The organism is Kitasatospora sp. NPDC059577 (assembly GCF_042735475.1).
GTDB lineage: Bacteria > Actinomycetota > Actinomycetes > Streptomycetales > Streptomycetaceae > Kitasatospora.
The window spans coordinates 67,401-87,823 of sequence record NZ_JBHWBZ010000029.1; the positions used below are offsets into that span (position 1 = coordinate 67,401).

At 73.8% G+C, this 20,423-nt stretch carries 16 protein-coding genes; 8 read left to right on the forward strand and 8 right to left on the reverse strand.

Features of this window, described 5'->3' with window-relative positions; genetic code table 11:
- Positions 1-37: 37 nt before the first annotated feature.
- Positions 38-1,243, reverse strand: a complete 1,206-nt coding sequence (locus ACFV0O_RS22710) for a hypothetical protein (protein ID WP_380344630.1) — start codon at positions 1,241-1,243, stop codon at positions 38-40.
- Positions 1,244-1,420: 177 nt separating this feature from the next.
- On the reverse strand, positions 1,421-2,797 hold the full coding sequence (locus tag ACFV0O_RS22715; protein WP_380344633.1) for a transcriptional regulator: 1,377 nt from the start codon (positions 2,795-2,797) through the stop codon (positions 1,421-1,423).
- Positions 2,798-3,103: 306 nt separating this feature from the next.
- Here ACFV0O_RS22715 and ACFV0O_RS22720 point away from each other — a divergent pair, with 306 nt between their 5' ends.
- Positions 3,104-3,817, forward strand: a complete 714-nt coding sequence (locus ACFV0O_RS22720) for a bifunctional DNA primase/polymerase (protein WP_380344636.1) — start codon at positions 3,104-3,106, stop codon at positions 3,815-3,817.
- Positions 3,818-4,313: 496 nt separating this feature from the next.
- Here ACFV0O_RS22720 and ACFV0O_RS22725 read toward each other — a convergent pair whose 3' ends face one another.
- On the reverse strand, positions 4,314-5,006 hold the full coding sequence (locus tag ACFV0O_RS22725) for a metal-dependent transcriptional regulator (RefSeq protein ID WP_360257111.1): 693 nt from the start codon (positions 5,004-5,006) through the stop codon (positions 4,314-4,316).
- A 221-nt stretch (positions 5,007-5,227) separates the two neighbouring features.
- Between ACFV0O_RS22725 and ACFV0O_RS22730 the strand changes: the two genes are divergently transcribed.
- The 3 genes from ACFV0O_RS22730 to ACFV0O_RS22740 all read left to right on the forward strand — a co-directional run bounded on the left by ACFV0O_RS22730 (position 5,228) and on the right by ACFV0O_RS22740 (position 8,126).
- Entirely contained in the window at positions 5,228-5,992 is a 765-nt protein-coding gene (locus tag ACFV0O_RS22730) for a sugar isomerase domain-containing protein (protein ID WP_380344640.1), read from the forward strand.
- Between the two features lie 266 nt (positions 5,993-6,258).
- A complete protein-coding gene (locus ACFV0O_RS22735) occupies positions 6,259-7,248 on the forward strand; it encodes a DUF4231 domain-containing protein (RefSeq protein WP_380344643.1) in 990 nt (329 codons plus the stop codon).
- Between the two features lie 23 nt (positions 7,249-7,271).
- Positions 7,272-8,126: an alpha/beta fold hydrolase gene (locus ACFV0O_RS22740; RefSeq protein WP_380344681.1), complete on the forward strand. Its 855-nt coding sequence runs from the start codon at positions 7,272-7,274 to the stop codon at positions 8,124-8,126.
- 4 nt (positions 8,127-8,130) lie between these two features.
- Here the strand turns inward: ACFV0O_RS22740 and ACFV0O_RS22745 are convergent, their stop codons facing one another.
- The 3 genes from ACFV0O_RS22745 to ACFV0O_RS22755 form a co-directional block, all read right to left on the reverse strand.
- Positions 8,131-9,123 (reverse strand): 2-hydroxyacid dehydrogenase, encoded by a 993-nt coding sequence (locus tag ACFV0O_RS22745; RefSeq protein ID WP_380344644.1) that lies wholly within the window; start codon positions 9,121-9,123, stop codon positions 8,131-8,133.
- 118 nt (positions 9,124-9,241) lie between these two features.
- Complete coding sequence (gene fxsT, locus ACFV0O_RS22750) at positions 9,242-13,249, reverse strand: FxSxx-COOH system tetratricopeptide repeat protein (protein WP_380344647.1); 4,008 nt, start codon at positions 13,247-13,249, stop codon at positions 9,242-9,244.
- The gene (locus ACFV0O_RS22755; RefSeq protein ID WP_380344650.1) at positions 13,246-14,772 is read right to left on the reverse strand and encodes a TIR-like protein FxsC; all 1,527 of its coding nucleotides are present in this window, start codon (positions 14,770-14,772) and stop codon (positions 13,246-13,248) included. Before ACFV0O_RS22755 ends, fxsT begins: the two co-directional genes overlap by 4 nt.
- 198 nt (positions 14,773-14,970) lie before the next feature.
- Here ACFV0O_RS22755 and ACFV0O_RS22760 point away from each other — a divergent pair, with 198 nt between their 5' ends.
- The 4 genes from ACFV0O_RS22760 to ACFV0O_RS22775 all read left to right on the forward strand — a co-directional run bounded on the left by ACFV0O_RS22760 (position 14,971) and on the right by ACFV0O_RS22775 (position 17,020).
- On the forward strand, positions 14,971-15,165 hold the full coding sequence (locus ACFV0O_RS22760) for a DUF397 domain-containing protein (protein ID WP_380344653.1): 195 nt from the start codon (positions 14,971-14,973) through the stop codon (positions 15,163-15,165).
- 233 nt (positions 15,166-15,398) lie between these two features.
- Positions 15,399-16,061: a DUF4097 family beta strand repeat-containing protein gene (locus ACFV0O_RS22765; protein ID WP_380344656.1), complete on the forward strand. Its 663-nt coding sequence runs from the start codon at positions 15,399-15,401 to the stop codon at positions 16,059-16,061.
- An 83-nt stretch (positions 16,062-16,144) separates the two neighbouring features.
- Positions 16,145-16,315, forward strand: a complete 171-nt coding sequence (locus ACFV0O_RS22770) for a hypothetical protein (protein WP_380344659.1) — start codon at positions 16,145-16,147, stop codon at positions 16,313-16,315.
- Positions 16,316-16,459: 144 nt separating this feature from the next.
- Complete coding sequence (locus ACFV0O_RS22775) at positions 16,460-17,020, forward strand: GNAT family N-acetyltransferase (RefSeq protein WP_380344662.1); 561 nt, start codon at positions 16,460-16,462, stop codon at positions 17,018-17,020.
- A gap of 153 nt (positions 17,021-17,173) precedes the next feature.
- Here ACFV0O_RS22775 and ACFV0O_RS22780 read toward each other — a convergent pair whose 3' ends face one another.
- On the reverse strand, positions 17,174-17,962 hold the full coding sequence (locus ACFV0O_RS22780; protein WP_380344665.1) for an aminoglycoside N(3)-acetyltransferase: 789 nt from the start codon (positions 17,960-17,962) through the stop codon (positions 17,174-17,176).
- Positions 17,963-17,980: 18 nt separating this feature from the next.
- Complete coding sequence (locus tag ACFV0O_RS22785; RefSeq protein ID WP_380344684.1) at positions 17,981-20,422, reverse strand: FxsB family cyclophane-forming radical SAM/SPASM peptide maturase; 2,442 nt, start codon at positions 20,420-20,422, stop codon at positions 17,981-17,983.
- Position 20,423: the final 1 nt, after the last annotated feature.

Consider the following 20,423-nt stretch of genomic DNA (forward strand, 5'->3'; position numbering starts at 1 on the left):
GGGCCGGGAACGGCCCGCCCCGGCCCGTCGGCCGGGTTCAGAGGTCGCCGTCGCTGCGGTTGGGCAGTCCGGTCTGGCCGGCGATCGCGTTCCAGAGCGTGGAGGCCTGCTTCTTCGCGTTGGTCGCGGTGCCGCTGGCCTGGACGGCGTTCTTGTAGTGCTGGTTGTCCTGCTTCTTCGCGTCGCAGGAGGTCTGCGCGTCCTGCGCCCACGCCGCGTACTCGTCGTCGGCCTGGGCCGAGGCGGTCCAGGCCGCGTTCAGCTGCTCGACCAGCTGCTGGCCGCCCGGCAGCTTGTCGGTCTTGAGCTGGCCGAGCTTGGTCTGCAGCTCGCGCCGCTTTCCGGCCGCGGCGGTCAGGGCCTGCTGGGACTCGGGCAGCTTGTCGCACTTCTGCACCGAGGCGACCGAGGAGACCACGGCGCTCCGGCTGTCGCTCGCGGTGCCCAGCAGGTCCGACAGCGGCTGCGCCTGCGCCTTGACGTCCGGGTCGACGGCGGCGCCGGAACCGCTCGCGCTCGCCGCGCCGGTGCCGGTGCCCGCGCCGGTGGTGGCCCCGGCCACCGGGGTGGTCTTCTTGCCGGTCCCGGTGTCGTCGCCGCCGCTCATCAGGACGGCGACCAGGATGCCGGCCGCCGCGCAGCCCGCCACCACCCCGCCGATGATCAGCTTGTTGGACGGACGGCCGCCCCGGGCCGACCCACCCCCCTGGGTCGCGTCGAAGCCCGGCCCGCGGTCCGGGGCGTACCCCTGGCCGTGGTCCTGCGCCGGGTAGGCCGGCTGGTGCTGCGCCGCCGGCGGGTAGGCCTGGTAGCCGGGCGCGGGCTGCTGCTGCGGGAAGCCGGGCTGGGCCTGCGGCACCGCCGCCGGGTAGCCGCCCGCCTGCGGGTCGCCGGCCGGGTACGGCGGCAGGTACTGGGTCTCCGGGGCCTGGTCGGCCTGCGGCACGCCGTACCCGGGCTGCGGCGTGCCCCACGGGGCGCCCGGCCCGGGCGCGGGCTGCATGGGCGGGGCCTGGTTCGGCAGCGCGTACGCACCCTCGCCGAGGTACTCCGGCTGCCCGGACGGCTGTCCCACCGGCGGCACCGCGGAGTGGCCCTGCGGCAGGCCGGGGAACGACGGCTGTCCGGGCTGCTCCTGGAACTGCGGCTGGCCCGGCTGGCCCTGCGGCTGGCCGGGCTCGGGGCGGAACAGATCGTCCAGGTTGAAGTCACCCGAGTTGGGGTACGAGCGGCGCTGACTCAACGCGATTCCTCACCTGTGCAGGACCGCGCGCTGACGGCGGACCACATCTCGTCGGTTCTTGGGAGCATCACAGTTCCTTGGACGTCGCGCCCACGCTACCGGTTCACCTCACCGGGTGACCACGCGGGCGGGACATCCGTCACGCTCCCTGCACGGACGGTACGGGTCCGCCGTCGCTCAGGCCGCCTCCGCGTCCGCCCTGGCGTGGAACTCGCGGACCACCCGCTGCTCCCGGTAGGGCTCCAGCCGGCGCCGGAACTCGTCCAGGTACTCCACGCCCCGGTTGGAACGCAGTCCGCTCAGCAGCCGGACGGCCTGGGTGCCCGTCTCGCAGGCGCGTTCCAGGTCCCGCTGCTGCAACTGCGCGGTGGCCAGCAGCACCAGGTCCACCGCCCGGCGCCGGACCCGGGTCGGCGGGTGCAGGTCGAGCGCCCGGCGGGCGTAGTGCTCGGCCTGACCGGCCTGTTCCAGGTCACGGTGGCAGTGGGCCAGCTCGTCGGCGAGGTAGGCGTCGTCGAAGTGGACGATCCAGTCCGGGTCGTCCTCCGGGCGGCGCTTCTCCATCATCTCCAGCGCCCTGGCCGACACCGCCTCGCAGGAGCGGGCGTCCCCGAGCAGGGCGTGGCCGCGGGCCTCGGCGGCGTAGAACATCGCCATCGCCGTCGGGGTGGCCACCGACCGGGCGCCCTCCTGCGCGGCCCGGGCGAGCTGGGCGATCTCCCGCGGGTTGCCGAGCGTCGCCGCCAGGTGACTCATCGAGGCCGCCAGCACGTAGCCGCCGTAGCCGCGGTCGTCGGCCGCCTGGGCGAGCCGGAGCGCCTGGATGTAGTAGCGCTGGGCCAGCCCCGGCTGCCCGGTGTCCACCGCCATGTAGCCGGCGAGCTCCGTCAACCTGGCCACCGCGGCGAAGAGTTGGCGACCGGTCTCCTCCCGGTAGGCGCCGCCGAGCAGGCCGGAGACCACCGAGTTGAGGTAGTGCACCACCACCGGCCGCACGTGCCCGCTGCCGAAGCGGTGGTCCAGGTCGACCAGCATCGCGGTGGTCGCCCTGATCGCGGCCACGTCGGTCGGGCCGACCCGGGGGCCGCCGGTGCGGGCCACCACCGGGTCCGGCGGGGTGATCAGCCAGTCCCGGCTGGGCTCCACCAGCGCGGAGGCGGCGACCGTCGCCCCGGTCAGGAAGTCACGGCGCCCGACGTCGCTGCGCCAGAGCTCGCAGACCTGCTCCAGGGCGGCGCCGAGCGTCGGCGCGAACTGCAGCCCGATGCCCGAGCTGAGGTTCTTGCCGTCCGCCATGCCGATCTCCTCGACCGACACGCTGCGGCCGAGCTTGCGGCCCAGGGCCTCGGCGATCACCGCCGGCGCCTGGCCGCGCGGCTGCTGACCGCGCAGCCAGCGGGCGACGGAGGTCTTGTCGTAGCGCAGGTCCAGACCGTGCTCGGCGCCGCAGAGGTTGACCCTCCGGGCCAGGCCGGCGTTGGAGCAGCTGGCCTCCTGGATCAGTTGCTGCAGACGCTCGTTGGGCTGTCGTGCGACGAGTGGTCTCGCGGCCATTGGGCTTCGCCTCCCCACACCCTCCGGTCCCGGCCGGCGGGCGACGATTCTGCTGATCTGTTGCCGACTGTCCGACCGTCCAAGGAATCTGACACCAGGTTAGCGATCAGCAACGCCACCGGGATACCCACGGTGACGATCCGCACCCCCCTTGCGCCCTGGGAAATGCTCCTGTGCGCCCCCGCTGCGCCTGCCCTCGGCCGCCCCAACTCGGTCGAGTAACCGGAACGGGTGACATTGCCGGGATGCACCCAACCGGGCAGCGCCGGGCCGTAACCAGGCTCACACACGGTAGTTGAGCAGCCCGTGGAAGACATCCCCGACGCCTCCGGCCAGGACAAGAACGCCGACCCGCCCACGCTGCTCATCGAAGCCGTCGGCTACGCCGAGAACCGCCACTGGGAGGTCGCGCCGGGCGCCTGGCTGATCGACGGCGACGGGCCGGCCCGCTGCTCCTGCGGCGACCACCGCTGCACGCTGCCGGGCGCCCACCCGCTGGACGCGGACTGGGCCCGCAGGGCGAGCGCCGGGCCGGGCGCGGTGCGTCGTTGGTGGACCGAGCGCCCCCAGGCCTCGATCCTGCTGCCCACCGGCCGCTCCTTCGACGTCCTGGACGTCCCGGAGACGGCGGGCTGCCTGGCGCTGGCCCGGATGGAACGGATGGACCTCCAGCTCGGCCCGGTCGCGGTGCTGCCCGTCGCCCCCGGCCGGATCGGCCGCCGGCTGCACTTCCTGGTGCTGCCCGGGGTCGCGGCCAAGCTCCCGGAGATGCTCCGCAAGCTCGGCTGGCCGCCCGGCCGGCTGGACCTGGTCGCCCGCGGCGAGGGGGACTGGACGGTCGCCCCGCCGTCCCGGATCGGCTCCACCGGCTACGCCCAGTGGGCCCGCTCCCCCTCCGCGCTCAACCGCTGGCTGCCCGACGCCGCCGAACTGATCAGCCCGCTCGCGTACGCCTGCGGCCGCGAGGCACCCGCCCACCACGCCGCCCGCGCCGCCGCCCAGCCGGCCGCGGTGGGCTGAGCACGGTCGGCCGCCGGTTCGCTCTCCCCCGAACGGCCGCCCTACGCCGATCGGGCGAGGGCGCGCACCGCGCGACACAACGCGCGCGACTGACGGGCCCCGTCTCCCACCGGAGACGGGGCCCGTCATACGCATGTCCGGATAAGGCTTCCGTGTACCCGCTGGTCAAGCGGAGAAGCCCCTCGTACGAGTGACAGCGCTCAAGGATTGCCATGATCGGCCGAGGGGAGGAATTGCGGTGCGTGGGAACGCCGGAAGGGTCGCTCGGACGGGGAAGCCGGGCGAGGCGCTGGAGGGGAGCCGGGAGGGAGCCCGGGCGGGAGCAGGGAGGGAGCAGGGAGGGACGGAGGGGAGCAGGGAGGGAAGAGGGAGGGACGGGGAGGACGAGCAGGGCCCGCTGCAGGGAGAGCAGCGGGCCCTGGCCGTCTTCACGGCATCGCCGTACCGGGAGCCCCGGCGGGGGGGGGGGGGGGGGCCCCGCCCCCCCCCCCCGGCCTCAGGCCTGGGCGACGAAGACGTGCTGGGCGATGTCCTTGCCCAGCTCCGCCGCGTTGTCCCCGCTGCCGACCAGCACGCCGGCCACCCCGGCGCTCACCTTGACCGTGGAGCCCGGCCGGACGCCGGCCCGGCGCAGCGTGCTCATCAGCGCACTGTCGGTCTGGATCGGCTCGCCGATCCGGCGGACCACCACGTCGGCCCCGGAATCGCCCGGCTTGACGCTGTCCAGCGGGACGAGCCCCGCGTCGAAGCCCTCCCCCTCGGCCTTGGCGTCGCCCAGCTCGTCCAGGCCCGGGATCGGGTTGCCGTACGGGGACTGGGTCGGGTGGCCGAGCATGGCGAGCACCTTGCGCTCGACCGTCTCGCTCATCACGTGTTCCCAGCGGCAGGCCTCCTCGTGCACCTGCTCCCACTCCAGGCCGATCACGTCGACGAGCAGGCACTCCGCGATGCGGTGCTTGCGCATGACGCGCACCGCGAGGCGGCGGCCGTCCTCGGTGAGTTCGAGGTGGCGGTCCCCGGCGACCTGGAGCAGCCCGTCGCGCTCCATCCGGCCGACCGTCTGGCTGACCGTGGGGCCGCTCTGTTCCAGGCGCTCCGCGATCCGGGCGCGCATCGGGACGATGCCCTCCTCCTCCAGCTCCAGGATGGTGCGAAGGTACATCTCAGTGGTGTCGATCAGCCCAGACATCGCCGCTGGCTCCGTTCTTCGGTGTCCTCATCGCCAATTCTGACGTACCGGGGCGGCAACCGGGCCCGCGCGGGGGCTTCGGGTACGGGATTTCGTTCCTGTTGACAGCGGGACCGCCGGGGCGCGACCGTGCTCGCCGTAGCTTTCTCCACCGGCGGTCTGGACCACCCGGACCGTCCCACCCGGCCGGCTCCCCCACCGGCAGAGAGCGGAGGCCCCAGATGAACGACCTGGTCGGCAGGTACTTCGACGCCGCGATCGGTCACCTCCAGCGGGTCCGCGAGGAGGAGGCCGACACCATCGAGGCCGCCGCCGAGCTGCTGGCGGAGGCGATGGCGCAGGGCCGCCGGGTCTTCACCTTCGGTGCCGGACATTCCTCGCTGCCGGCCCAGGACGTGGTCTACCGGGCCGGCGGCCTGGTCCCGGTGAACCTGCTGAACGTGCCCGGGACGGCCGGGGTGACGGTGATGCCCGCGCCGCTGTCGAGCGCCCTGGAGCGGGTCCCCGGGCTGGCCACCGCGACCCTGGACCTGACCCCGGCGACCAGCGGGGACCTGCTGTTCGTGATCTCGCTGTCCGGCCGTCAGGTCATGCCCGTCGAGCTGGCCCGGTACGCCCGGGACCGCGGTCTGAAGGTGGTCGGGGTGACCTCGCTGGCCTACCCCGCGGAGGTGCCCTCGGCGCACCCGTCCGGCACGTACCTGAAGGACCACTGCGACGTGGTGCTGGACAGCAAGATCGCGGTCGGCGACGGCGAGCTGACCCACCCGGGCGCCGAGACCACCTTCGGCCCGGTCTCCACCATCGTGACCAGCGCGCTGATGCAGGCCGTGGTCGCCTCGGCGGTGGGCCGGCTGGCCGACCTGGCGGCCGCCGGCGAGGCCCCCGCCCCGCCGCTGTTCCGCTCCGGGAACGTCCCGGGCGGTACCGAGTGGAACGCCCGGCAGATGGCCGACAACGCCGACCGGGTCCACTACACCTACTGACCCCGGCCGCATCGCCCGGAACCCCCGGACCCGGACCCGGCCGCACCCGCCGGAGCCCGGCGCGCCCGCCGCCCTCCGCGCCCCGCACGCTGGGTGGCTGCCCGACCACGGGGCGTACCGGACAATCCACCGGGCCTTCCCGGCCATTGCGGGCCGCCCCGGGCGGCACCAGGCGTACCGGGAAGCCGCCCGGGGCAGGAGAGCGGTGCGACCGGAGCGACGGGTGGGGGCCGAACATGGCGTCTGGTGCGGGACGGACCGGGTGGGTGCGTGAGCGGGACCTGCTGCCCGGGTTCTTCTGGGCCGCCGACACGGCCTCGCTGCGCGGCCAGCGGCGCTCGGTGCTGCTCTCCGCCTGGGAGCTGGTCCTGCTGGTGGTCGCCGCCGCGACCGGCTCCGCCGACGGCGAGCCCTGGGCCTGGCCCGCCGCCGTCGCCTACCTCGGCGCGGTCGCGCTGGCGGTGGTGATCAGCCGGCAGAACCCGCAGGGCCTCTGGTACGAGGGGCGGGCGGCCGCCGAATCGGTGAAGACCCTGGTCTGGAAGTACGCCGTCCGGGCCGACGCCTACCAGCCGCCGCCGCGCACCCTGCCGGACGCCGAGGGCCTGTACCGCTTCCAGCTCGGCCGGGTGCTCGGCGCCTTCCGGAACAGCCCGGTCGCCGTGCCGGGCGGCGGGACGGAGATCACCGCGGCGATGCGGGACCTGCGTGAGCAGCCGCTCGCGGTGCGCCGCGAGGTGTACCTGGGCGAGCGGATCCAGGTGCAGCACGACTGGTACCGCGCCAAGGCCCGCTACTGCGCGCGGGCCGGCCACTGGGCCGGGGTGCTGGGCGTGCTGCTGCCCGCGCTCGGGCTGGTCCTCGCGCTGCTGCGGGCGCTCGGCGCGTTCACCTACGACGCGCTGGGCACCGTCTCCGCGGTGGCCGCCTCGGTCACCGCCTGGGCGCAGCTGCGCCAGTACCGCCCGCTGGCCGCCGCGTACGCGCTGGCCGCCGAGGAACTGGCGCAGATCCAGCAGCAGCTCGCCGAGCTGGACCTGGACGCCCTGGACGCCGAGGAGGTCTGGGCCCGGCTGGCCCGGGACGCCGAGGATGCGATCTCCCGCGAGCACACCACCTGGCAGGCCCGCCGGGAGGTGCGCACCACCAGCGACCGGGAGCACGAGGACGACCAGGAGCACGAGGACGACGGGGAGCAGCGGAACGACCGGGTCCCGGGGGCCGGCCCGGAGCACCCAACCGACCGGGAGCACTGAGGAGGCCGCAGGTGTCGTTACGGATGGTCAAGACCGCGGACGACCGCGCCCTCGCGGTCGAGTCCCTCGGCGACCCGCGCGGCCGGCCGGTGTTCCTGCTGCACGGCATGCCCGGCAGCCGGGTCGGCCCGCACCCGCGCAGCACCGTGCTGTACCGGCTCGGCGTGCGGCTGATCTCGTACGACCGGCCCGGTTACGGCGACTCGACCCGGCTGTCCGGCCGCCGGGTGTGCGCGGCGGCGGCCGACGTGCGGGCCATCGCCGACGAGTTCGGGCTGGAGAGCTTCGCGGTGCTCGGCCGCTCCGGCGGCGGCCCGCATGCCCTGGCCTGCGCGGCGCTGCTGCCGGAGCGGGTCAGCCGGGTCGCGGTGCTGGTGGGTCTCGCACCGCGCAACGCGACCGGCCTCGACTGGTACGCCGGGATGACCCCGTCCAACGTCCACGCGTACCAGGAAGCCGAGCGCGGGCACGGGCGGATCGCCGACGCGATGGAGTTCCGCTCCCGGCAGATCAAGGACGACCCGGTCCGGCTGCTGAACGGGCTGCGCACCGAACTCTCCCCCGCCGACCGGGAGGTGGTGGCCGACAGCGGGCTGCGGCGGATGCTGCAGAGCAACTACCGGGAGGCGTTCCGGCACGGCGCGGACGGCTGGATCGACGACGTGCTGGCCTTCACCGCCGACTGGGGCTTCCAGGTCGGGTCCATCCGGGTGCCGACCTGGCTCTGGCACGGCGCCGACGACCAGTTCTCGCCGGTCGACCACTCCCGCTGGCTGGCCGACCACATCCCGGACGCCGAACTCTTCCTGGAGCCCGGCGCCGCGCACTTCGGGGCGTTCCGGGTGATGACCACCGCCCTGGCCTGGGCGGCGGGCTGACCCCTCAGGGCCGTACCGGGGTGACCGGCTCCCGCCCGTCGAGCACCGCCAGCACGTTGTCCACCGCCAGGCCGCCCATCGCCTGCCGGGTGGCGAGGGTGGCGCTGCCCAGGTGCGGGACCAGCACCGCGCGCTCCTGGGCGAGCAGCGCGGAGGGGACGGCGGGCTCGTGCTCGAAGTTGTCGACGGCGGCGGCGAACAGCGCGCCGGACTCCAGCGCGGCGGCCAGCGCCTCCTCGTCCACGACCCCGGCGGTCATGCTGACCACCACCGCGCCGCGCGGCAGCAGCGCCAGCCGGCGGGCGTCCAGCAGGTGCCGGGTGGCGTCGCCGAGCGGGCAGGTGACGACCAGCACGGTGGAGGTCGCGAGCAGTTCCTCCAGCGGCTTCAGGTCGGCGCCCCCGGCCTGCTCGGGCGGCAGTTCGCGGCGGTTGTGGTAGCTGACCGGCATGTCGAAGGCGCGGGCCCGGCGGGCCACCGCCTGCCCGATCCGGCCCATGCCGAGCACGCCCAGCGGGGTGCCGGCCAGCTCCATGCCGAGCAGGAAGTCGGGCGCCCAGGTCCAGGGCGTGCCGGAGCGCAGCAGCCGCTCGCCCTCGCCGAGCCGGCGGGTGGCGGCCAGCAGCAGCGCCCAGGCCATGTCGGCGGTGGCGGCGGTGAGCACGCCTGGGGTGTGCGACACCAGCACGCCGCGCTCGGCGCAGGCCGCCAGGTCGACGTTGTGGTAGCCGACCGCGTGGTTGGCGACGATCCGCAGCCCGGGGCCGGCCGCGTCGAGGAACTCGCCGTCCACCCGGTCGTCCAGGGTGGTGAGCACGGCCCGCCGGCCCCGGACGGCGGCGAGCAGCTCGGCCCGGTCCATCGCCAGGTCGGAGTCGTGGCTGGTGACGGCGTGGTGGGCGGTGAGCCGTTCGATGACGCCGGGCGCGAGGCGCCGGGTGACCAGGACCGGGGGCGGGGTGTCCCGGCCGGTGGTCCGCCCGTCGTGCTCGCTCATGCGCCCGCCCCGCCCCGCTCGGCAGGGGCGCTCGCCCACGCACACCTCTTGACCATCCGCTCGCTGCGCTCGCTCATGGCTCCGCAGCGTACTCCGCCCGTCCCCGTCCCCTCCCCGGTCAGACCGGCTGCGGCTCCAGGTCGCGGTTGATCCGCTTCCAGCCCCGCGCCGACACCGTGTTGGGGTGTTCCTCACCGAACTGCCGGATCAGCTCGGCGATCGAGCGCGAGCGCAGTTCGGCGGCCTGGGTGTGCCGGCCGGCGCCGCGCAGGGTGACCGCCAGGTTGGCCTCGCAGGCCACCGCGTCCGGGTGCTGCGCCGAGTAGCGCTCGCACAGGCCCTGGTGGGCGGCCCGGCCGAGCTGTTCGGCGAGCGCCGGCTGCCCGTCGTCGCCGTAGGCGTTGGCCAGGTTGATCATCGCGTTGAGGGTGTACGGGTGCTCCGGTCCGACCGAGCGGGTGAGCCCCTCGACGGTCAGCCGGCCGCGTTCGATGGCGCCCTGGACGTCGCCGCTGCCGCGCAGGTAGATGCCGAGGTTGTTGGCGCAGGCCAGGGTGAAGGGGTGTTCGTCGCCGAAGAGCCGGCGGTGGCCCTCGAAGACGGTGGAGCAGAGGTCTCGGGCGGCCTCCTTGTCGCCGGAGGCGCTGTGGTCGGCGGCGAGGTTGAGCGCGCAGGCGAGCGCGTCGGGGGCGTCGGCGCCGTACCGCTCCAGGTAGCGCTCGTAGGTCTCCTTGGTGATCCGGCGGGCCTCGGCGAGCTGGCCGATCCGGCGCAGCGAGACGGCCAGTGACTTGGCGTTGCGCAGGTTCTCCGGCAGGTCCGGGTCGAGCACGTCGCCGAGGTCGGAGGTGACCTCCTGCAGCAGGTCCACCGAGCCGCGGTAGTCGCCGAGTTCGCGCAGGTCGCGGGCCAGGTTGGACTTGGTGGACAGGGTGTAGGGGTGCTTGGGGCCGAGGACGGCGGTGCGCCGGTCGAGGGTTTCCTGGTCGAGTTCGCGGGCGGCCTCGCTGTCGCCGACCAGCCGGTAGTCGATCGCCAGGTTGTTGGCCATGGAGAGGGTGCGCGGGTTGTCGTCGCCGAACAGCTCGCGGAACTGGTCGAGGATCTCGCGGTCGAGGTCGAGCGCGGCCTGGAAGCGGCCGAGCGCCCGGCGGTCGGCGCCGAGCGAGCCGGCCGTCATCAGGGTGTACGGGTGGTGCTCGCCGAGCAGGGCCCGCTGGCGTTCCAGGGTGGACTCGTCGAGGGCCAGGGCCTCGGCGTAGTTGCCCTGGGAGCGCAGGACGTTGGCGAGCTGGAAGCGCAGCAGCAGGGTCTGCCGGTCGTCCTCGCCGAGCTTGCTGGTCCACTCCGCGTCGAGGGCGTGGCCGAGGTCGCGGGCGCGGTCGAGTTCGCCGCGCTTCCACAGGTAGCGGACCCGGTCGATGAGCAGCTGCCGGGTGTCGGCCTCGTCGCAGTTGTGCGCCTTGGACGGCGACAGGTGCGGCCAGATCTCGTCGAACGCGGGCCAGTTGGCCGGGTCGTCGGTGTCGCCGAGGACGGGCCGGGCGCCGGTGAGGATGCGGTGCACCTCGTGGACGGCGATCTCCTGCTCGTCGGCGGTCATCTCGGCCCGGATCACCGCCTGCACCAGGCGGTGCACCTGGAAGCTGTTGCTGCCGGCGTCGACCTTGGCCAGCGCGTACCGGCCGATCGCCTGGATGACCTTGCCCAGCATGAACTTGTCGCTGAGGTCGGCGTCGTACCTCACCAGCGCCCGGATCATCTGGTCGCTGTAGAAGAGGTTCATCGAGATCGGCTCGGGTGCGAAGAACGCGCACAGCTGCAGCAGCCGCACCGCCGCCGGGGACTGCTGGCGCAGCCGGCCGATGGAGACGTTCCAGGTCGCGGCGACCGGGGTCGGGTAGTCGGCGGGGCGGCCGACGGCCAGGGCGCGGGCGGCCTCGGCGTGCAGTTGGGTGACGTAGGTGTCGACCGGGGTGCCGGTGGTGTCCAGCCAGGCGGCGGCGACCTCGACGGCCAGCGGCAGGTCGCCGACGGCTTCGGCGACCCGGTCGGCGTCGGGCCGGGAGAGGCTGCGGGCGCGCCGGCACAGGTGCTCGACGCTCTCGCCGCGGGTGAAGACGTCGACCTCCAGCGCCTCGGCGTGCCCGGTCCAGGCCTGGTTGCGGGAGGTGACCAGGATGTGGCCGGATCCGCCGGGGAAGAAGCGGCGGATCTCGGCGGGCTCGTCGGCGTTGTCGAAGATCAGCAGCCAGCGCGAGGTGGGCACGCCGCGGCGCAGCGCCTCCCGGGCGGCCTCGGCGGCCTCGGTCACCGAGTCGCCGACCCGCAGGCCCAGCCGGCGGGCGAGTTCGGCGAGTGCCGGGGCGACCAGCTCGGTCTGTTCGGCGTCGATCCACCAGACCAGGTCGTAGTCGGACATGAAGCGGTGGGCGTACTCCAGCGCGACCTGGGTCTTGCCGACGCCGCCGAGCCCGTACAGGGTCTGCGGGGTGGGCAGCACGGCCGCCATGCCGCCGCGCAGCTGGTTGCGCAGCTGCTCCAGGACGGCGGAGCGGCCGGTGAAGGACGGGTTGCGCGGCGGGACGTCCCAGACCGACGGCTTGCTGCCGGGGAAGCGCGGCCCGCCGTTGGGCGCGTCGTCGAGCGGCACGTCGCCGCGGCCGAGCGCGCGCAGCAGGCTCAGGACCGACTGGGTCTCGTCGCGGCCGACCAGGTCGACCGGGTTGCGGTTGCTGAACGGCGCGGTGAGCCGGACGTCGCCGACCCGGACGGGCAGCAGCTGGCGGCGGGTGCCGGAGGGGTCGGAGCTGACCACCGACTCCCACAGCGCCCGGGCCTGCGGGGAGCGCTGGTAGGCGGGCGAGAGCACGGCGACCGTCCGGAACGCGGAGTCGATGCCCCGCTCGGTCTCCTCGCGCGGGTCGGTGCCGGCGCTGAGGTCGCGGGGCAGCACCCGGAAGCCGGCCCGGGTGAGGACGGACTCGATCCAGTCCGCCCACATCCGGTCCTCGGGGACGTAGGAGAGGTACAGGTCGGCGGGCACGGACGGGCGGCGGCGGGTGAACGCGTCCACGTAGCGCAGCCGGACCGTCTCGTCCATCGGTGGCAGCCCGGGGGCCCGGCCGTCGGTGAGCATGGAGGTCAGCCGCTCGCAGGCGGCCAGCATCGAGGTGGGGGTGCCGGTCTGGTCGCCGAAGGTCGCGAGGATCTCCTCGTAGGCGTAGAACGGCCGGTACGGGATCTCCACCGAACCCCAGTACTGGGCGAGTTCCTCGCCGTTGAGGCCGGCGGGCAGGCCGTCGAAGCGGACCCTGGCGAGGGCGCGGCCGGCGTCGGCCTTCTCCTTCTCGCCCTCGTCGATGCGCATCGGGACGGGCAGGATGCGGATGCCGCGCTCGCGGTAGCGGTCGTGGATGTGCTGGGCGATCCGGGAGGCGCCGTCGATGGACTGGTCGCTCAGGGTGAAGCAGACCACCAGGTCGTCGGGCATCTGGACGGTGCAGATCTCGGCGATGTCGGACAGGCCGGTGCGGGAGTCGATCAGCACGTAGTCGTAGCGCTTGGCCATGTCGGCCTTGAGGGCGTCGAAGAACTGCCCGCCGTCGAAGCGGTCGTAGAAGATGTCCCAGTCGAGGTGGGTGACGGCCTCGGAGTAGTCCCGGTTGAACTGGCCCGCGGAGAGGAAGTCCAGGCTGCCGGTGGACGGGAAGTGCGGCCAGGACAGCGACAGCGCGTGCGGGTGCACCCGGGCGAAGTCCAGGTGCCAGCCCTCGGCGTGCTCGACCGGGCGCAGCGCCTCCTCGCGGTACTCGGCGATCAGGTCCATCATCCCGGTGGTTCCGGCGAGGGAGGCCGGATCGAGGAAGGGGTGGAAGAACTTGGCCAGGCCCGGTGCCTCCAGGTCCCAGTCCACGGTGAGCACCCGGAAGCCGTTGGCCGCGAGGATCCAGGCGGTGTTGGCGAGGGCCATGGTGCGGCCGGTGCCGCCCTTGTACGAGTAGAAGGTGATGATCCGGCCGTTGCGGTCCTGTGCCGCGGTCTGCCGCTCGGCCTCGCGCTGGGCGGTCAGGTCGGCGGCGGTGAGGCCGCCGAGGCGGAGGTTCCTGGTGCGGTTCTCGGTCATCGGTTTCCTCGTCCTCCCAGGGGCGCCATCCCGTCATCGGGGTCATCGCCGTCGTCGCGGTACGGGTCGTGCTCGCGGTACGGGTCGTTGCGGTTGCCGGTGCGGTCGCCGTGGGGGCCCCGGCCGTCGCCGTTGCCCCGGGCGCCGGGGTCGGCGCCCCGGGCGGTGGCGCCGTTGCCGTGGGCGTCGTTGCCGTGGGGGCCGTTGCCCTGGTCCTGGTCGTCCTCGGACTCGAAGGGGTCCGGCCCGGATCCGTCCGGGCCCGGTCCGCCTCCGCCGCGCCGGAACGCCTCCCGCAGGCTGGGCCGGGGCGGCGGCGGTTCCTCCGGCTCGGCCCGGGTGCGGCCCTCGAAGGCGTACTTGGCCTTCATCGCGGCCCGGGGCAGTGCGTCGTCGAAGTCCTCCAGGGTGTGCAGCCCGGTCGGGCCGGTCGCACCGAGGAAGCTCGGGCGGCCGGCCCGCCGGGTGATGCGCAGCGCGTCGTCGCTCAATTGGCCGAGCTCGCCCGCGCTTTCCTCGCACTCCGGGTCGTCGGCGTTCCACGGCTCCAGGACGCTCACCCAGGTGGAGTCCGACCGGTCGAAGCGACGCACCAGTTCGCGCCGGCGCGGGTCGCGCAGCGCCCACCGGTCGAGCAGCAGCAGGCCGGGGGCCTCCGCGTGGCCCTCGATGATCGACTCGGCCTCCTCGTCGAACTCGTGCACGGTCGGCTGGAACCCCAGCTGCCGGGCCAGCCGGACCGCGTGCTGCGCGATCGGCGAACCGACGGGCCGGTACGGGTGCCAGTCGGTGCGCCGCTCGCCGTAGTAGTCGGGGCTGCGGTCCTCGGGAAGCTCGCCCTGGTGGTAGGCGAGCACGGAGATCCGCAGCTGCTTGGTCGGCGCGGTGACGTTGAACGCGCTGGGGAGGCCGTTGAATTCGAGCCGGCGCCCGATGGGGATCACGGTCTCCTCCGCGACCTGCACGATCCGGGCCGCCAGGCGGTGCACGGCCAGCTCGTACGCGGAGCGGAAGTAGGTGAGCTTCATCAGCGCGTACAGGCCCTCGGTGGCGTAGTCGGGCCCGAAACTCGCGTGGTTGAACTGGAGTTCGCCGGCCACTTTGGGCAGCCGGTAGCGGCTCATCGGCGCCCACAGGACGGGGACGATGCCGCTGGTGCGCTCGGAGTCGAGGTTCGCCGGGTAGACCGGGCGCCGGGTGAAGGCGTGCCATTCCTGCCCGCACGGCACGCTGTTGAAGTACCGGGGCGAGTAGAGCGGGACGAAGACGCGGCAGGACGCCAGTTCGTCGGACAGCCGGTCGGCCCACAACTCGCCCTGGTGCATGGACTCGTCCATGAAGCCCACGGGCACCCCGTCCGGGACGGTGGTGAGTTGCAGCACCGCCTCGCACAGGTCCCGGTACAGCTGGCGGACCCAGTGGTTCGGGTCGCCGGCGCCCCGCGCACCGGCTTTCGGGGTGTGCGCGTAGGAGAGGAAGAAGTACGGCCGGGTGTCGTCGTCTTCCCAGCCCCGGTCAGTCACACGCGCCTCCCCCGGGCCCGTCGGCAACCTGCCTCCCGCAGCCCCCGTGCGGCGGGGCTTCAGTGTAGGAACGACTGACACCCCAATGGAATAGCACAACGACTCGCACGAATTGACATGACCGAAACGATGCCGCCGTCGGTGCTCTCGGGGCAGTACCCTCGTCCCGGTCGCCGCGAACCACCGGAAGGGACACCCGTGGAACACCTCGACTGGCAGAGGTCCAGCCTCAGCGACGACGGGGCCGACTTCATCGAGATCGCGTCCGACGGCGAGCTCGTCCGCATCCGCGAGTCGAACGACCCGGACCGCGTCGTCACCACCACACGCGCCAAGTTCCTCGCCTGGGTCCGCGGGGCCAAGGCCGGCGAGTTCGACCACTTCGTCGCCTGACGACGCCTCCATCGGTCCGGCAATTGCGTTCGCCGTTGACCCATTGCAACGATCAATCCTCATGACGTTGCATTAGATTCACATCCACTGCAACGATTTAACGGCAACTACCTGCAGTTATGCAGTTTGTGCGCAACAGGAGCGTTGCCGCATCCTCGAACGCAACGTAGCTTTTCCATCGTCAGAAAGCAGCGGGCCGACGGAGCGCCCGCCGCGGAACGAAGGAGAGCACGATGCAGAAGTTCGCCACCGCCGCGCCGATCACCGCCGTCCTCGACATCCCCGCCGGGCGCGTCCGGCTGATCGCCGCCGACCGCACCGACACCGTCGTCGAGGTCCGCCCCGCCGACCCCGCCAAGAACCGCGACGTGCGCAGCGCCGAGCAGACCACCGTCACCCACGCCGACGGCGTCCTGCGGATCCAGGCCCCCGAGAGCGGCAAGGCCCTGCTCGGCGCCGGCTCCGTCGAGGTCACCGTCCGGCTGCCCGCCGGCTCCCGCGTCGAGGGCCGCGCCGCCGCCTGCGAACTGCGCGTCGTCGGCCGCCTCGGCGACCTCGCCTTCGACGGCGCCTACCGCCACACCAAGATCGACGAAGCCGCGAACGTGCACCTCACCGCCACCGACGGCGACATCGGGATCGGGCGCCTCACCGGCACCGCCGACCTCACCACCGCCCGCGGCGACATCCACGTCACCGAAGCCCACCACGGCACCCTCACCCTCACCACCCGGGCCGGGAACATCACCGTCGGCGCCGCCACCGGCATCTCGGCCACCCTCGACGCCGGCACCGCCCACGGCCGCACCCACAACACCCTGCGCAACGACGGCACCCCCACCCTCGACATCCGCGCCACCACCTCCCACGGCGACATCACCGCCCGCAGCCTCTGACCCACGCACCCGGACACCCGGGAGGACCCCGTGGAACAGCAGATCGTGGAAAGGCCGGGCCCGACCTCGGCGGCGGCCCGGAGGTGACGGAGGGGATCCGCGCCGGCCTCGCCCCCGCGCTCGCCCGCCACCCGGACATCGAGGTCGGCCCGAGGGCGGCGAGCACCCACGCCGAGATCCTCCGCCGGGACGTCCGCGCCGTCATCGACGCCGTCCGCGGGCTCACCGCCCCGCCCGCCCGCGCGGCCGCCTGAACGGCACGCCCCCGGCACGCGCCCCGCTCCCGACGCGCCACCCCGTCCCCCGGACGACCGCCGCACGGGACGCGGCCGCACCGGACGGCCCACGGCCCGAATATCCGGTGGCACGCCCGGTGGCGGAGGAAAGAGGATCACGGCATGCATGTCTTCCTTGAGACCGAACGGCTCGTGCTGCGCCCGTTCACCGAAGCCGACACCGACCGCCTCTTCGCCCTGGACGACGACCCCGAGGTCATGCGCTTCATCAACGGCGGTGCGCCGGCCAGCCTGGAGACGGTCCGGACGAGGGTCCTGCCACGCCTCCTCCACGACCACCCGTGCTTCGGCACCCGCGGCTACTGGGCCGCCGAGGAGAAGGCCACCGGAGCCTTCCTCGGCTGGTTCGAGTTCCGTCCCCTCGACGAGCACGGCCCCGCCGTCGTGGAGCTCGGGTACCGGCTGAATCAGGCCGCCTGGGGCAAGGGCTACGCCACCGAAGGATCACTGGCCCTGATCGACAAGGGCTTCACCGACCTCGGAGTGGACCGGGTCACCGCGAACACCATGACCGTGAACGCCCGTTCCCGGCGCGTGATGGAGAAGTCCGGCCTGTCGTTCCTGCGGAACTTCACCGGGGACTGGCCGGACGCGATCCCCGGTTCCGAGCACGGCGAGGTCGAGTACGAGCTCACCCGGGCCGTGTGGGAGCAGCGCCGGTAGGCACCGGCGAACGGCCGCGTGCGGCCGGCGTGCCGGTGCCGGCCGTTCCGTCAGCACCGCTGCAGCGGAGCCGGGCCCGCACCGCGGACCGGACCAGGACGGCCCGCTCCCGAGGCGACGACCGAGGACCCGGCGGGGCGAGCGGGCAGCGGGTCAGGCTCGGGCGTGGCGGAGGAAGCGGTCGGCGAGGTCGACGGCCTCCCGGACCGGGACCAGGAGGCAGTCGGCGGTGCCGATGCGGGCGGCGGTAATGCCGGTGGCGGCGGCGAGGACCTGCGCGCCCAGGTCGGCGAAGTGGAGGTCGTCGAGAAAGGGCGCCTTGAAGGTGAGCGAGCCCTCCGGGCCCCGGCACCAGAACTCCTGCATGGGGACGTCGGGCATCCGCAGGTCGGCGAGGTGGAAGGCGGTGAACTTCGCCATCGGGGCGCCGAGCATCAGGACCTTCGCATCGAGGTCGTACAGGCGGCCGAGAGGGGTGTCCGGGCCGAGGTGGGAACCGAGGGGGTGGTGGGCGGTGATCTCGCGCGCCAGACGGCCGAGGGCGGCCCAGGAGGTCTGCGGGTGGCTGCTGCGCAGGGCTCCGGGGCGGGTGCGGATCGCCTCGGAGAGGGCCCCCATCGTCGGGGAACAGGGCGTGGTGGCCGGATCGTAGGGCGGGATCCCGTCGAGGTAGACGGCGACCTCCGCCGGGGACAGTCCTGCGGTGGCGGTCCGGTGGATTCGCGAGGTGGCCGAGTTCTCGGGGTTGGCGGTGTAGGCGACCAGTGTCCCGGCACTGCCCAGGGTGTCGAGCAGGGCGTCGACCACCCCGGTGGCTCCGCCGACCACCGGCCCCAGGGAACGCAGGGACGCCTGCACCTGGAGCACCGCGCCCGGGCGGACGCCGAGTTCGACGAATCCCTCGGCCAGCTGCCCTGCGGTGAGGGCGGTCTCGGTGAGCATGACTGTGTTCTACCAGGCTCAGGCTTCGACGGGACGGGCGTGGCCGCGCCCCTCCCGGATCCGGTCGGCGGACTGCTCGGCGGCCGCCGGCAGCGGCACCGCGAGCCAGGGGGCGACGCTCTCGCCCATCCCCTCGGCGAACCGGACTCCGAGCCCCGTCAGCGCCCCCGACTCGACCAGCCGTTCCACCGCCTCTGCCGTGTACCGCCGCCAGAGCGCGAACTGTGCCCGCGCCCGGTCCGCGGCCTCGCCCGGAAGCCCGCCGTACGCGACCGTGCGCGTGCCCCAGTACTCCGTGACCGCCAGGTGCGCGTAGGTGCCCTGGAGCAGCCCCTCCAGGGGCCGCGGGTCCGGCCGCCAGGGTGCGAGGTACAGCCGGTCGTCGGCCCGGTCGTGGAGGTCGAACAGGTCCAGCACCGCCCCCAGCTTCACGTGCTGGAACTCGTGCGCCAGCAGCAGCGCCAGCGTCGGCGCGGTCGCCGGCCGGGCGATGCCGACGGCGCCGAAGGCCTGCCGGGCCGCCGAACTGACGTCCCGGCCCGCCGGCCCCGGCCGCAGCGGGGTCACCGTCGTCAGCCCGGCCGGGATGCCCTCCGCATACCGGGGCAGGTCGCGCCCGAGCAGTTCCCAGGCCTCGCGCAACGCACCTGTCCACGCGAGGAGTTCGCTGTCCGGAAGTCGCTCGGCCACCGCGTGGTCGTGGCTGTCCCGCAGCGGGTCGAGGTCCTCCAGCGCGACCGTCCAGCCACCGACCAGCCGGACCCGCCGCAGCGGCTGGTCCAGGGCCGTGAACACCGACCCGTCCGCCGCCCGCACCGAGATGCCCTCGGGCGACCCCGTGACCACCGCTTCCCCGTCCGGCACCGCGAGGCGCCCCAGCGTCGGAAGGTGCAGCCACCCGCCCCGCACCGGCACCGCGACCGTGTCCCCCCGCCCGGCCCGCACCGCCGCCGCGGCCGCCAGCGCGGCGAGCTCCCCGAGCCCCACCGAGAGGTCTCCCGCGAGTCGCCGCGCGGCCCAGGCCCTGGCGTACGGATGGGCCAGGACGGCGTCCACCGCTGCGGGAGCCGAGGCGTCGAGCGCCGCCAGCAGCTCCCACGCCTCGGCCCGCCCCTGCCCGGAGGCGTCCCAGGCGGCGGCCAACATGGCTCGGGTGATGGAGAGTTGCGCATGGGCGAGGGCGGCCACCGTGGCGGAGCTCCCGTACCCCCGGGCCAGTTCGTCCAGTTGCGCAGCGGTGAGCGCGGTCGGCAGCAGCGACTCACCGCCCTGAGCCGGAACGGCCGGAACGGCCTGGTCGGCCTGGTCGGCCGACATCGTCGGGGCGGCGGGCACGGCAGCCGAACCGCGCTCGCCCGCAATGCCGTTGATGAGTGTCATGAGGTCACCGCAGTAGACGGAGGGATTGTCGAAGCCAGTGTCCGCCCGGTAGCGGTGCGCGTACAGCCCGCCACCGCAGGAGCGCACCACGGGGCAGGCCCGGCAGGTCGGGCTCAGCCCGGCCAGGCCGGACTGGCGGGCGGCGATGCCGGGGTGTCGGGCGAGGTCGTCGAGGCTGTGCTCGAAGACGTTCATCCCGGTGGCGGGCGCCCCGTCGTACGCGGTCTTCAGACTGTCGGCCTGCTCGAAGGTCCCGTCCGTCTCCAGGACCGCCAGGTCCGAGGGTTCCAGCCCGAGCGATTCGGTGAGGCTGGAGAACCCGCGCACGGTGCGGTGGACGGATTCGAAGGTGCGGACGGCGAACGGCCGCCGGTCCGCTTCCCACAGCCTGTGGACGGTGAGCAGCCAGTCGGCGTAGGGAGTCCGGTCGCCGCCCGGGAGCCGTTTCGGCGGCTCGTCCCAGGTGGCGTGCGGAAGGAGGAAGTCCACTGCCGGGGGGCGGAGTTCGGCCAGTGCCCGGTACACGGCCACCGGGTCGTTCTCGACGTCGATGGTGCACAGCAGCCCGGCGAACAGGCGGCGGTACTCGGGCTCGTTCAGCAGCGCGACCGCCCGCAGCACCTGGGGGTGGCTGCTGCGTCCGTCGGCGAAGCGCCGGTGGCGGTCGTTGGACACGCGGTCGCCGTCCAGCGAGATGCCGACCTTGACGTCCAGCTCCGCGAACAGCGTGAGGAAGGTGCGGCTCAGCAGCACGCCGTTGGTGTGGATGCGCAGGTCGAGGCCGCAGCCCGGTGGGAGGGCCGCTCGGAGTGCTTCGGCGGCGTGGCGCAACCGGTCCGGGCCGGCGAGCAGGGGTTCTCCCCCGTGCAGGACGACCCGGACGGCGGACAGTCGGTGGGCGGCCGCGTGCTCGCCGATCCGCTCGGCGGCTCTGGTCAGGATCTCGTCCCCGATGACCTTGGGGCGGGTGCGCCAGCTGCTGTCCGCGTGTTCGTAGACGTAGCAGTGGTCGCAGGCGAGATCGCACCGGCTGTGCATCTTGACCACGAATTGCGTCAGTGGCACCGGAATTCGCGTCATC